The sequence below is a fragment of the Nocardiopsis nanhaiensis genome (assembly GCF_054778635.1).
Map to the genome: position 1 here is coordinate 33304 of NZ_BAAGZJ010000032.1, position 13549 is coordinate 46852.

At 70.9% G+C, this 13549-nt stretch carries 12 protein-coding genes; 9 read left to right on the plus strand and 3 right to left on the minus strand.

Annotated features, from left to right (window positions below; genetic code table 11):
• Position 1: 1 nt before the first annotated feature.
• The 9 genes from ACYVD1_RS16905 (at position 2) to ACYVD1_RS16945 (ending at position 9101) form a co-directional block, all read left to right on the plus strand.
• Positions 2-1063: a branched-chain amino acid ABC transporter permease gene (locus ACYVD1_RS16905; protein WP_460773345.1), complete on the plus strand. Its 1062-nt coding sequence runs from the start codon at positions 2-4 to the stop codon at positions 1061-1063.
• A gap of 66 nt (positions 1064-1129) precedes the next feature.
• Positions 1130-2284: an ABC transporter substrate-binding protein gene (locus ACYVD1_RS16910; RefSeq protein ID WP_460773347.1), complete on the plus strand. Its 1155-nt coding sequence runs from the start codon at positions 1130-1132 to the stop codon at positions 2282-2284.
• A 5-nt stretch (positions 2285-2289) separates the two neighbouring features.
• Positions 2290-3135, plus strand: coding sequence for an ABC transporter ATP-binding protein (locus tag ACYVD1_RS16915; protein WP_460773349.1), 846 nt, complete (start codon positions 2290-2292; stop codon positions 3133-3135).
• Positions 3136-3159: 24 nt separating this feature from the next.
• Positions 3160-4389, plus strand: coding sequence for a phenylacetate--CoA ligase family protein (locus ACYVD1_RS16920; RefSeq protein WP_460773352.1), 1230 nt, complete (start codon positions 3160-3162; stop codon positions 4387-4389).
• Between the two features lie 213 nt (positions 4390-4602).
• Positions 4603-4749, plus strand: coding sequence for a hypothetical protein (locus ACYVD1_RS16925; protein WP_460773354.1), 147 nt, complete (start codon positions 4603-4605; stop codon positions 4747-4749).
• A gap of 209 nt (positions 4750-4958) precedes the next feature.
• Complete coding sequence (locus tag ACYVD1_RS16930) at positions 4959-6131, plus strand: methyltransferase domain-containing protein (RefSeq protein WP_460773357.1); 1173 nt, start codon at positions 4959-4961, stop codon at positions 6129-6131.
• Between the two features lie 293 nt (positions 6132-6424).
• Positions 6425-7465, plus strand: a complete 1041-nt coding sequence (locus ACYVD1_RS16935) for a hypothetical protein (protein ID WP_460773360.1) — start codon at positions 6425-6427, stop codon at positions 7463-7465.
• Between the two features lie 116 nt (positions 7466-7581).
• Positions 7582-8385 carry an SAM-dependent methyltransferase gene (locus tag ACYVD1_RS16940; protein WP_460773363.1) on the plus strand — a complete coding sequence of 268 codons (804 nt, stop codon included), beginning with the start codon at positions 7582-7584 and terminating at the stop codon, positions 8383-8385.
• A gap of 158 nt (positions 8386-8543) precedes the next feature.
• Positions 8544-9101 carry a dihydrofolate reductase family protein gene (locus tag ACYVD1_RS16945; protein WP_460773365.1) on the plus strand — a complete coding sequence of 186 codons (558 nt, stop codon included), beginning with the start codon at positions 8544-8546 and terminating at the stop codon, positions 9099-9101.
• Positions 9102-9208: 107 nt separating this feature from the next.
• On the opposite strand, the gene ACYVD1_RS16950 is transcribed toward ACYVD1_RS16945, so the two are convergent.
• From ACYVD1_RS16950 to ACYVD1_RS16960, 3 genes are all read right to left on the minus strand, one after another.
• The gene (locus ACYVD1_RS16950) at positions 9209-9442 is read right to left on the minus strand and encodes a hypothetical protein (RefSeq protein ID WP_460773368.1); all 234 of its coding nucleotides are present in this window, start codon (positions 9440-9442) and stop codon (positions 9209-9211) included.
• 86 nt (positions 9443-9528) lie between these two features.
• Complete coding sequence (locus tag ACYVD1_RS16955) at positions 9529-10263, minus strand: SWIM zinc finger family protein (protein WP_460773371.1); 735 nt, start codon at positions 10261-10263, stop codon at positions 9529-9531.
• Positions 10263-13448 (minus strand): SNF2-related protein, encoded by a 3186-nt coding sequence (locus ACYVD1_RS16960; protein ID WP_460773373.1) that lies wholly within the window; start codon positions 13446-13448, stop codon positions 10263-10265. The genes ACYVD1_RS16955 and ACYVD1_RS16960 overlap by 1 nt, the downstream gene beginning before the upstream one ends.
• Positions 13449-13549: the final 101 nt, after the last annotated feature.

Consider the following 13549-nt stretch of genomic DNA (forward strand, 5'->3'; position numbering starts at 1 on the left):
CATGCCAGCGACCGCCACCGGGGTGCACCACCGCACCTACCGCTCCGACCTCGCGCTGCGGCACACCCGTGCCGAGCGAGCCCGCCTCCTGGTCGTCGTCCTGGCGCTCGCCGTGCTGCCGTTCGTCGTGGACGTGTACTGGCTCAGCGTCGTCAACACCATCCTGATCGCCGTCGTGGGCTCCGTAGGCCTGAACATCCTGGTCGGCTTCACCGGCCAGATCTCCCTCGGCCAGGGCGGGTTCCTCGCCGTCGGCGCGTTCACCTCCGCGCTGCTGTACGAGCGCGCCGGGATGCCCGCGCCCGTGTCCATCGCCGCCGCGGTCCTGTTCACCGCCGTCATCGGGGCGTTCTTCGGGCTGCCGGCGCTCCGGCTCAAGGGGCTGTACCTGGCGATCGCGACCCTGGCCGCGCAGACCATCATCCTGTTCGTGGTGCGCCGCTGGGAGTGGCTCACCGGCGGTGAGGGCTACCTGGACATCCGGCCGTTCCAGCTCTTCGGCGTCGAGTTCACCGGACCGATGCGGGAGCTGATGTGGTACGTCACCCTGCTGACCGTGGCCACCCTCGCCGTGCTGGCCGCACGCAACCTGTTCCGCGCGAACCTGGGGCGCTCGTTCATGGCGGTGCGCGACCACGACATCGCCGCGGCCGCGATGGGCGTCAACGTCACCTACACCAAGGTGATGGCCTTCGCCGTCTCCTCCGGTTTCGTCGGCCTGGCCGGCGCGCTCACCGCCCACTACAACTCCACCGTCTCGTGGGAGAGGTTCACGCTGGAGGAGTCCATCCTCTTCCTGGCGATGATCATCGTCGGCGGCCTGGGCAGCGTGGCCGGCTCCGTGTACGGCGCGGCGTTCATCATCCTGCTCTCCCCGCTGCTCCTGGAACTCACCCGGGCACTCCATGACGTCGCTCCCTGGCTCAGCGGACACTTTCCCGCGCTCGAAATCGCCGCGTTCGGCCTGGTCATCGTGTTGTTCCTGATCTTCGAACCGCGCGGGCTGGACCGCATCTGGCAGCGCGTCAAGGACTATTTCCGCTTCTGGCCGTTCCGCTATTAACCATCTGACGGGAGACCCTCCATGCGCATCCCACTCCGCTCCCTGGCCATAACATCGGCCCTCGTCATGGGCGCGACCGCGTGCAGCGGCAGCGTGTTCTCCGGCGGCGAGGACGCCGAAGACGGCGACATCCCCATCGGGATCATCGCCGACCTCACCGGTGCGACCGCCGACGTCAGCACCATCTACAACAACGGCATGCTCGCCTACATCGACAAGCTCAACGAAGAGGGCGGGATCGAGGGCCGGGAGATCGACGCCCAGTCCGAGGACTACGCCTACGAGGTGCCCGCGGCCGAGGACCTGTACCGGCGCTACACCGCCGACGGGGTGGTCGCGGTCCAGGGCTGGGGCACCGGTGACACCGAAGCGCTGCGCGGCAGCGTGGCCTCCGACGAACTGCCGTTCATGTCGGCGTCCTATTCCGAGGAGCTCACCGACCCAGAGGAGTCCCCGTACAACTTCGTGGTGGGGCCGACCTACTCCGACCAGATGCGGGTGGCCCTCGACTACATCGTGGCCGAGGACGACGCCGACGAGATCGCCGTGTTCCACCACGACTCGCCGTTCGGAACCGCGCCCGTGGGCGACGGCGAGGACTGGATCGAGGAGCAGGGCTACGACCTGGGTTACGAGTCCTACGCCATGCCCGACGAGACCGCGAACTTCGTCGGCATGCTGGCCCAGGCCGAATCCCAGGGCGCCTCGCACATCGTGATCCAGAACGTGTCCACCCCGGCCGCGCAGGCCGCCCGGGACCTCGCCGAGCAGAACATGGACATGCGGGTCGTGTGCCTGAACTGGTGCGCCGACGAGCTGTTCATCACCACCGCCGGCGAGGAGGAGTCCGAAGGGAACCTGTTCGTCCAGCCGTTCGCGCCGCCGGAGGCGGAACTGCCCGGCCACGAGGAGCCCGCGGCCTACCTGGAGGAGCACGGCGAGTCGCTGGCCGACGAGGGCCTGCACTTCACCCAGGGCTGGTACACGATGCACGTGATGGCGGAGGGCATGCGGGAACTGGTCGAGAACGGCGAGGACGTCACCGGCGCCAACCTGCGCGAAGCCCTGGAGGGCATCGAGGTCGACACGGGCGGCGTGGTCGGCAGCGGCACCGTCAGCTTCACCGAGGACTCGCACCGGGGCTCCACCAGCACCGGCGTCTACGAGGTCCAAGACGGTGAGCTGGTCGAGGTCGCCGCGGACATGGAACCCGGAGCGTAGCGGCCATGACCGGATCCCCGCCGCGCGCGAAGACGCCACCGGGCGGCACGGCCCCCGCCCCCGGTGCCCTGCGCCTCAACAACATCGAAGTGATCTACGACGAGGTCATCCTGGTGCTTCGCGGCCTGTCCCTGGAGGTGGCACCCGGATCCATCGTCGCCCTGCTGGGGTCCAACGGGGCGGGCAAGTCCACCACGCTCAAGGCGATCTCCGGGCTCCTGCCCAGCGAGCACGGAGAGATCACCTCCGGCGAGGTGTTCCTGGACGAGCAGGACGTCACCCACGTCGACCCTCCCCAGCGGGTCCGACAGGGCATGTCGCTGTGCATGGAGGGCCGGCACGTGTTCGAGCACCTCACCGTGCAGGAGAACCTCGTGGCCGGCGCCTACACCCGCGGACGGGTGCGCGGCGAGGACTTGGACATGGTGTACGGCTACTTCCCCCGCCTCGCGGACCTGCGCTCCCGGGTGGCCGGGTTCCTCTCCGGCGGGGAGCAGCAGATGCTCGCGATCGGGCGCGCCCTGATGGCCCGCCCCCGGCTGCTCATGCTGGACGAGCCGTCGCTCGGGCTCGCCCCCCGCCTGGTGGAGGAGATCTTCACCTACATCACCCGTCTCAACCGGGAGCTGGGCACCACGATCCTCGTGGTCGAGCAGAACGCCCGCCAGGCCCTGGACGTGGCCCACCACGGCTACGTGATGGAGCGCGGCCGGGTGGTACTGGAGGGTCCGGCGGCCGAACTCCGGGAGAACCCGGACGTCAAGGAGTTCTACCTGGGCGTCGGCAAGGAGGGCGAGCGGCGCAGCTACCGGGACGTCAAGCACTACAAGAGGCGCAAGCGCTGGCTGTGACCACTCGAGAGTATGGGAGGAATCGTGAGCAACACACTCCAGGGGGCCGTGGACCGCTACACCACCGGCCTGGACGACGCGGTGTCCGCCATGGTGCGGGAAGCCGCGGACCGCGTTCCCGGCTTCGCCGCGCGGCTCGCCGAGGCGGGCATTGACCCGGGCTCGGTCGAAGGCGTGGCCGGTCTCGACGCGCTACCGGTCATGTCGAAGGACGACATGATCGCCCAGCAGCGCAGCGATCCGCCGTTCGGGGGCTACCTGGCGGGCGACGTCCGCCCGCTCCGGATCTTCCAGTCACCCGGCCCGCTGCACGAACCGCAACTGCCCGGTCCGGACCCGTGGCGCTGGAGCGAGGCGCTGCGCTCCCTGGGACTGAAACCCGGGGACACCCTGCTGAACTGCTTCGGGTACCACCTGTCCCCGGCCGGCGCGATGTTCGAGGAAGGCGCCGCCGCCGTCGGCGCCACGGTCGTCCCGGGCGGTATCGGCAACCTGGAACTGCAGGCCGGAATGGTCGCGGAGCTGGACGTCACCGCCTACACCGGCCTTCCCAGCTACCTCAAGGCACTGCGCGAGCGGTTCACCGAAGGCGGCCACGACCCCCGGTCCTGGCAGCTCCGCCGCGCCCTGGTCACCGCCGAGCCGCTGCCCGACTCGCTGCGCGCGGAGCTGGAGACGTGGGTGGCGGACGTGCGCATGTCCTACGGCACCGCCGAGACCGGCCTGCTGGGTTACGAGACGGCGCCGGGCTCCGGGTTGCGGCTGGCAGAGGGGGTCCTCGTCCAGATCTGCGACCTGTCATCGGGGCTGCCCGTCCGGGACGGCACGGTGGGGCAGGTCGTGGTGACCCTGCTGCGCGCGGAGTACCCGCTGGTCCGCTTCGGTACCGGCGACCTCTCCGCCTGGGTCGAGGGCCCCGACGGCTCCGACGGGGCACCGCGGCTCGCCGGCGTGCTCGGCCGGGCCGGCGAAGCGGTGAAGGTCCGCGGCATGTTCCTGCACCCGAAGCAGGCCAGCTCCGCGCTGGACGGCATGCCCGGGCTCGGGAAGTTCCGGTTCGTGGTGCGGCGTGCCGATCACCGCGACGAACTGCGCTGCGAGGTCACCACGGTGGACGGTGCGGCCCCGGAGCGCGTGGCCGAGGACGTGTCCGCCCGCATCCGCGCCGCCCTGCGGTTCGATTCCAAGGTCGACGTGGTCCCCGAGATCGCCGCCGACGCCGACGTCATCACCGACACCCGGGACTGGTCCTGAGAGAACCTTCCGTGGCCCGCCGGGGTTCGGCGGGCCGCGGAACGGTGGCCCCGGAGGCACTCGCGGCCTTCGAGAGGGAGGGGCCTGTGCCGGAGGTCCTCGTCCTCGGAGACACACCCGCACCCTGGAACTGAGGCGGCCATGGGAGGCGGGCCCGGGGCCCATGTCCCTGAACGACCACGCCGCGGTCGGCCCGTACGACGGCCCGACACGGTGCAGGAGACGGTCACCGCCGCCGCGGACCACCACGGTCCCGACCGGCCGGTGGTGCTGTGGCTCGGCGGCCTGTCCGCCGATCAGTACACCGAGACCGAGCTGGCGCCCCTGGCACCGACGCCCCCGAAGGGCTGCGGATCCTGACGGCCCTGGACTCCGCCCTCCTGGCTCGCCCCCGCTGGACGCACCCCGGTGAACCTCCGGCGGCACTGTGCGCGATAGGCAGTAGTACGATTCCAGCTCCTACGGGCAGGCCCCCACACGCCCCCACCACCCGGTCCGCCACCGGGCCCGCCACGGAGCACGAGCACCGGCGGCTCCGGCGCGGGCAAGCACGAGAGGGACGACAAGCATTGACTCCCCCGCACGAGAAGCTGGCCGCCCGCCTCGAACGGGAGGGTGTGCTGCCGCGGCACTGGCGTTCCGCTTTCCACCGGGTCCAGCGCCACTGCTTCCTCCCGGACCGGATCACCACCCGGGAGGGCACCACCGTGGACCGGGCCGGCGACGAGGCCCGGTGGTTCGAGCTGGCCTACGACGACGCCCCGGTCGTCACCCAGCTCGACGACGGCACCGGGGACGGTCCCGGCTTCCCCACCAGCTCCGCGTCACAGCCCTCGGTCGTGGCCGACATGCTCCGCCGCTTGGACGTGACCCCCGGGATGCGTGTACTGGAGATCGGAACCGGTACCGGCTACAACGCCGCCCTCCTCTCCCACCTGCTCGGCGACGAAGAAGTCACCACCGTCGAGGTCGACCCCGCCGTCGCCGAACGGGCCCGCGAACGGCTGCTCTGCGCGGGGTTCGGACCGCTCGTCATCACCGGGGACGGCACCCAGGGCTGGCCCGCCCGCGCCCCCTTCGACCGGGTGATCAGCACCGCCGCCGTCAAACGCGTGCCCTACCACTGGATCGCCCAGACCCGGCCCGGCGGCAAGATCCTCACCCCCTGGGGCAACGCCTTCCACAACGGGGTCCTCGCCACCCTCCGCGTGGGCCCGGACGGCACCGCGCACGGACGCTTCGACGGCAGGGTGGGGTTCATGTGGGTGCGCGGCCAACGCACCCCGAGGCAGGCCGTGGAGGCCTGCGCCCGCCCCGAGGACCAGGGGTCCACGGTCACGCGTACCGCACTCCACCCCGACGAGCCGATCAACGACTTCGACGCGGCCTTCGCCATCGGCCTGCGCATGCCCACCGTGCTGAACCGGGTCGAGTTCGCAGCGGAAGGGGAGGGCGGGACCGGTGCGGAGGGCGCAGCGGGTTCGGCGGGGGCGCAACAGCGGTTCACCGTCTACCTGGCCGACCCCGAGACCGCCTCCTGGGCGTCCTGGCACATCGGCCCGCGGGAGGAGGAGAGCGGCTACGAGGTCCGCCAGCACGGACCCCGCTCCCTGTTCACCGAACTCGAAGCCGCCTACCGGTGGTGGCAGGACACCGGACGACCGGACCACACCCGGTTCGGCCTCACCGTGTCCGCGGGTGCCCAGTGCGTCTGGCTCGACGAGCCGCAGAACCGGGTGTGAGCCGGGTGTGAGGTGCACCCCTTCGACCGGGAAGCAGCGGCCCGGACCCCGGGCTCGACCATTTCCGTTGGTCGGCCAGCACTCGTGTCGCAGCCGATACCCCGTCGATTCTCCGCTACGACCGTGAACGTGAGGCGCGCCACAGGCGTCTCACCTGGGTAACGGCCCAAGATGGGCCGAAGACAACGGATGTTCCAGCCAACGGGGGAAGTGGAATGGCGCGCACGCCTACCCATCGACGGACAACAGCACGCACGCGGACCGGGGCGGCCGTGGTGGCCGGGATCGCCGGCATGAGCACTGCCATTGCGCTGGCCGCGCCCGCGCAGGCCCAAGAGGAGTGGGAGCACGTACACGGCTCCGAGGAACAGGGCGGCTCGTACACGGCGGTCGCGGCGACCGCGGCCGACGAGGTGTGGGCCTTCGGCGGTGACTCGTCGGACACCGGGTCACCGTGGTTCCACCGCTGGGACGGTCAGGAGTGGCACGAGAAAACCGCCCCGGACGGGTTGGTGGGACCGCCGGTGGCCGCGGACGCGGGACGTGACGGCCAGATCTGGGCCCTCTCGCGCACCAACGACGGCGCGTCGGCGGCGCACTACGACGGCGAGTCCTGGACGGCCTCCGAGATCGACCCGGAGCTGGAGCCGAATGCGGTGGCCGCGGTGGGCGAGGGCAACGCCTGGCTGCTGTCCGGCCCCACCGCCGGTGAGGCCGAGGCGGCCTACTTCGACGGCGTCGAGTGGACCCCGCAGCCCGCACCTTCGGTGAACACGGGGGTGGGAGCCGCCGAGGCCGGGGAGGTCTTCGCCGTGGGCGGCCAGAACGCGGAACTGGTCGTGGAGCGCTGGGACGGCACCGGCTGGACCCCCGAGGACATCCCCGAGGTCGACATCCCCGGCGGCGAGCCCGGTGCCCGATTCAACGACGTGCTCGTGCGCTCCGCCGACGACGTGTGGGCGGTGGGCAACATCAGCTGGAAGGACAGCGACGAGATCACCCACCGGCGCGCGGTCGTCGCCCGGTACGACGGCACCGAATGGACCGTCGAGGTGGGCGAGGACGAGGGCGTCTACGAGGCGGTCGCCGACGACGGCGAGGGCGGCCTGTACCTGTCCGACGGGCACTGGAACCCGGTGCTGGAGCACCGCACCGCCGACGGCGTGACCACCCGTCAGGAGATCGTCGGCGAGGAGCACGACATCAACCTGGGCGGCCTGGCCAGCGTCCCCGACGGCGCGGGCGCGGTGCTGGCGGCCTCGGCACACGTCCGGGGCGACCCGGAGGAGCCCACCGACCACGGCCGCGTGTACGGCACCGGCACCTGGTACTAGTTCACCGGTGATGGCCCGGATCCGCCTGTGCGTCGGCGGATCCGGGTTCCCTGGCACGGGGCTCCGGGGTGATCTAGGTTGGTCGCGCACACCGTCTTACACCTGAAGGACCCCCTATGCCCGGCCCCTCCCCCGACCAGTCCATCGACGCCTCTGTGCCGCACTCGGCAAGGGTGTGGAACTACTGGTTGGGCGGCAAAGACAACTACCCGGCCGACCGCGAGGTGGGTGACCACATCCGGGCCGCCAACCCCATGATCGCCGAGATCGCCGTCGCTCAGCGCGCCTTCCTCGTCCGCACGGTCCGCCACCTCGCCGAACGTGAAGGCATCGACCAGTTCCTGGACGTGGGCACCGGGCTGCCCACCGCCAACAACACCCACGAGGTGGCCCAAGCCATCAACCCCGCGGCCCGTGTCGTCTACACCGACCACGACCCGCTCGTCCTCACCCACGCCCGCGCGCTGCTCACCGGAACACCGGAGGGAGCCACCGACTACACCGACGCCGACCTCCGCGAACCGGACCGGATCATCGAGGCGGCGACCCGAACCCTGGACCTGGGTCGGCCGGTAGCCCTGATGCTCCTGGGCATCATCGCGCACGTGACCGATGACGACGAGGCCCACGTGCTCGTCAGGCGTCTCATGGACGCGCTGCCTCCGGGAAGTTTCCTGGTGCTGTGCGATGACACCAACGTCATCGCGCCCGCCGAGATGGACGAGATGATCCGGCAGTGGAACGAGTCGGGTGAGAATCCCCGGATCAACCGCACACCGGAGGGTATCGCCGCCTTCTTCGACGGTTTGGAGCTGCTGGACCCGGGCGTGGTCTCGGTGACCCAATGGCGTCCCGACCCCACCGAGGTCGGTTCTCCGCGCCCCCTGGACGACTTCGGGGGCGTGGCCCGCAAGGGATAGGGCTGCACCGGCGGCGGGGGACCGGTGTCCGGGCGGCCCACCACCCAAGGTGCGGCCCCCGCGATCTGCCTAGGGTGTGGAACCCGCGATGAGTTTCACGTCCGGGTGGGGTCCGTACGGGACAGAGTGGAAACACACCATCTGCACCGGAGGAACCCATGGCGAAGGTCATCTACTCCATGTTCGCCTCGGTGGACGGCTACGTCGCCTCCGCCGACGGCGGCCTGGACTGGCTGTTCCCGGACGAGGAGCTCCACGGATTCGTCAACGAGCAGTCGCGCGCGATTACGGCGTCCCTGTACGGCCGCCGCCTGTTCGAGCTCATGGCCGACTACTGGCCGACCGTGCAGGACACACCGCAGACGCCCCGGGTGGAGGCGGACTTCGCCCGGTTCTGGAGGGAGACGGAGAAGATCGTGTTCTCCACGACCCTGGGATCCCACGAGTGGGCAGACAGGGTCATCGGCGAGGACGTGCCGGGAGCGGTCGCCCGGATCAAGGGGGAACTCCCGGGCGAGGTGGACGTCGGCGGGCCCACCCTGGCGGCGGAGCTCATCCGGCACGGCCTCGTCGACGAGTACCGGCAGTTCGTCTTCCCGGTCGTGTTGGGCGACGGGCTGCCCTTCTTCCCCGGCCTGAACCGACCCGAGAAGCTGCGGCTCGTCGAGAGCCGCACCTTCGACTCCGGGGTGGTCTACCTGAGGTACGCGGTCTGAACGCCCGCACTCGGAAGTGACGGCAAGACCTGCCGGGCCCACCGGAACGGGTGGACCCGGCAAGACCGGCACCGCTGCGGGCACAGTCGGTGCCACGACGCGAATGGTCAGCGCAGGGATGAGGACCCGCAGCACTTCTTGTGCCGGTCGGGGCGGTCCACGCTCTCCAGGTGAGCGGCGGCGTCCAGGAGGGTGTCACCAATCAGCTCGCCGATCTCGTGGATGTCGCTCAGGAGCTCTACCGGCAGATCCAGTTCCTGGACGGTATGCCACAGCCGCGGGGTGAGCAGTGCGGGAACCGGTGCGGGCGTAGCGTTTTCGAGGGATTCTGGGTCTGGCACGGCCCAACGCTAGGGCATGTTCGACGGTGCCGGATGCACCGGACCGGCTGTCCGGCTGCCCCTCACCCACCTGGTCCAGCTGCCCGTCACCCGACCGACCCGCGGCCGAGGCGCTCGTACACGGGTGCCAGCCGGGAGGCCACACCCGGTGTGGCTCCCTCCCAGTGTGCGAGCGGGTCGAAGGGGCGCTGCGGTGGCAGCCGCGCGGGTTCGCCGCTCACCCAGAAACCGTCGACGGCCGCGGCCAGCGGCGCCACCTCGACCTCGAGCTCACCCATCTGACCCGGCTGCCGCCCCGCCCCTTCCAGGGCGCTGACCACCTCGTCCTCGGGCCGCCCCAGCCACGTGAACAGCAGGAGCGGTTCGTCGTCGATCCGGGATGCCAGGGCGAACAGTACGGCCGCGCCGTGCTTGCAGGGGTTGCCCCAGTCCGGGCAGGTGCAGCGGAAACCGAAGTCGTCGATGCTGTCGGGGAAGAGCCGCACCCCGTGGTCGGCGAAGACCTCGTCGATGTCGGGAGGCATCTCGCCGGACAGCAGGTCGGCGACGGCCTCCCCGTCCCGGGCGAGATCGTCCAGGATGCGTTCCCACCGGTGGTCCTCGACCCTCTGGTAGACGACGGACACCCGGTAGGGACGCCCCCGCGAGCCCCCCACGCTGGCCACGACCGCGGACCGGTCCACGTCGACGGTGATCTGGGAGACGGCTCCCTTGCGCAGGTAGGTGCGGCCCCTGGCCAACCGCGCGTGGTCGCCGTCAGCCATCCCTTCCATGAGCCGGTGCGCCCACCAGCTCGTACAGATCTGGTTCCCGGTGCCCATCAGGCCACCGCCTCCGGCGCCAGGCGCACGACGTCGCGCAGCTCGGCCACGCTCATGTCGCCGAGCCAGTCCTCGCCGGAGCCCACGACCGCCTCGGCCAGGCTCTTCTTGCGTTCGATCATCTCGTCGACCCTCTCCTCCAAGGTCCCCACGCAGACCATCTTGCGCACCTGCACGTTGCGTTCCTGCCCGATGCGGAAGGCCCGGTCGGTGGCCTGGTCCTCCACGGCCGGGTTCCACCACCGGTCGAAGTGCACGACCTGGTTGGCGGCGGTCAGGTTCAGCCCGGTCCCCGCCGCCTTCAGGGAGAGCAGGAACAGCGCCGGTTCGGCACTGGTCTGGAACCGCTCGACCATGGCCTCGCGCTTCTTCCTCGGGGTGCCGCCGTGCAGCCACAGCACCGGCATGTCCAGCCTGCCTTCGAGGTAGGGGGCCAGGCGGGAACCGAAGTCGGTGTACTGCGTGAAGCACAGCGCCTTGTCGCCCTCGGCCGCCATCTCGGTGAGCAGCTGTTCCAGTTGGGCCAGCTTGCCCGAACGCCCCGGCAGCCGGGAACCGTCACCGAGCAGGTGCGCGGGGTGGTTGCAGACCTGCTTGAGTTTGGTCATGGTCGCCAGGACCAGGCCCTTGCGCCGGATACCGGTGGCCTCGTCGACGAGCGCGGTCATCTCGTCGACGGTGGCCTTGTACAGCGAGGCCTGCTCCGGGGTGAGCGTGCACCAGGTCCGCATCTCCTGTTTGGCGGGCAGGTCGGAGATGATGGAGGCGTCGGTCTTGAGGCGGCGCAGCACGAACGGGTCGGTGACCCGGCGCAGCCGCGCGGTGGCGGAACGGCCGGAGTCCGCCTTGAGGTCGCGTTGGATGTCGGCCGCCACACCCTTCTCGAAGGCCTCGCGGGAACCGAGCAGCCCGGGGTTGGCGAAGTCCAGGATGGACCAGAGCTCGCCCAGGTGGTTCTCCACCGGGGTGCCGGTGAGCGCGATCCTCGAGGGCGCGGGGACGGCGCGTACCGCCCCGGCCTGCTTGGTACGGGAGTTCTTGATGTTCTGGGCCTCGTCGCAGACCACCCGTGCCCAGTCCAGGGCGGAGAGCTCTTCGGCGTCGCGCAGCAACACCCCGTAGGTGGTCACGAACAGGTCGGTCTCGGACGCCGTCCGCGCCAGCTCCTCCCCCTTGGGCCGCCCGGATCCGTGGTGCAGGTGCACCCGGAGTTTGGGGGTGAACCGGGCGGCCTCCTTGCGCCAGTTGCCGACGACCGAGGTCGGGCACACCAGCAGTGTGGGCGCCGGGCCGCGCCCTCCGGTACGTTCGTCGGCTAGCAGGGCGAGCAGCTGCACCGTCTTGCCCAAGCCCATGTCGTCGGCCAGGACCGCGCCGAGCCCGAGTCCGTCGAGGTAGCGCAGCCACGCGGCCCCGCGTTGCTGGTAGGGGCGCAGGTCGGCTTCCAGGCCGGGGGGTTCGGCCATGGGGGCGAAGGCCTTCTCGGCGCGTCCGGCCAGTAGGGCGCCCAGGTCCCCGTCCGCTTCGACCTCGACCGGTTCCGGGGCGGTGGGGTCGGGGAGCACGGCCATCCGCAGAGCCTCGGCCATCCCCACCGTCCCGCTCTCCTTGCCCGACAGGAAGGCGGCGGCGCGGCGGAGCTGGTCCGGGTCCAGTCGGGCCCACTCGCCGCGCAGCCGCACGAGGGGCTGTTTGAGCCGGGCCAGTTCGGCCAGCTCGCCGGGGGTCAGTTCCACGTCGCCGATCGCGGCCCGGTAGTCGAAGTCGACCAGTGTGCGCCCGATCCCCGTACCGTCCTCGGCCCGGTGGGGACCGTGTTCGGAGAGGGCGAGCCGGGTCGCCACCCCGACGTCGCCGGTCCAGGGCGGCAGGAGCACGCCGAACCCGGCATCACGCAGGGCGGTGGCGTGCCGGTCCAGGAAGTCGCACGCCTCCTCAAGGGCCAGTTCGAGGGTTCCCGGGTGCTCGGGTTGCAAGGCGCGTGCCAGCGACGGGCAGGCGCGCGCGGCCCGAACCAGGTCCCGGTTGACCGGTTCGGCGGCGTCGCGGGGCAGCCAGTCAACGTCCTCCCCCGCACGCAGCTGGCTCAGGGGGACCATGAGGGAAGGCTCCTCCACGGACTGGACCCAGACCTGCAACTGCCAGGGGTCGTCGGCCGGTGCGTACAGCCCGGCTCCGTTCCCCCCGTCCGACACGTCGTGCGCTGGTTCGGACGACTCTTCGTGCGCGTGCCACTCGTCGTGCACGTCCCACTCCGCACTCACCTGTTGGGGTGCGGGTTCGGGTTCGACCAGGCGGAAGACGAGCCGAATCGCACCCGCGAACTGGTGGGCCGCGGCGAACCAGTCCTGCAGGTCCTCGGCGAGCCGGTGCGTACCGGTGGTCGGCAAACGGACGGAGTGGCCCAGATCGCCGTCGGCGTTGACCAGCGCGTCCAACCACCGGTGCTGGACACTCGGGCGTTCGGGCAGCGCGACATCGTGGCCGACCAGGTGTTCGCGGGCGACGAGGTCGGTGAGGGCGCGCAGGGTGCTCAGAGCGGACGCCATCGCGTCAGCGCCCGCGCCGTGTGCGTCGAGGTCCGGGTCGTGGTGGGCGCGGGCCGCGGGCGGCAGGGCCTCGACGTGGGCGCGCAGCCAGGCGAAGGCCGCAGCATCCAACAGGGGCCGCCACCGGGCACGGGGACGCACAGCCGTGTACGAGTCGCCGTAGGGGACGTTCTCCTCCACCAGGCGCGGCAGGACCCGGCGCGCTTCGACCAAGCCCTCGGCGGCGTCCAGCAGGGCGGCCAGGTGCGGCAGCGAGACGCTGTCCGAGTGTGCCCGAATGCCGCGCAGCAGGGCCAGAGCGTCGGCTCCGGCCAGGTCCAGAGCGGGCACGCGCCAGGGACGGACCGATACTCGGCCGGGATCGTATGCGGGTACTCCGTCCATGGCGGGGAACCAGGGCGGTGGAACCGGGTGTCGGGGAATCCCCGGCAGGTGCAGCACCTCCTCCGAGGGGGAGGCGGCCGTCAGAGCGGACGGGCCGAGCACCTCGGACAGCGCACGGGACAGCGCGTCGTGGTCGAGGGCGTAGGGGTGGGGACGGACCCGTTTACGTGAGTACGTCGCGGCTGGCGCACCGGAGTCCAGCCCCCACACGCGTAGAAGGTCCGCTTCCCAGAAGGCTTCGATGGCACGCACGGGTTCCATTGTCAGCCCTGGGACCGGGTGGCGAGTCCGTCTTCGCGCAATCCGGGGACCGTAGCGCCCGGCTGAGGCCCTCGGTGACTGAAACCGCCGAG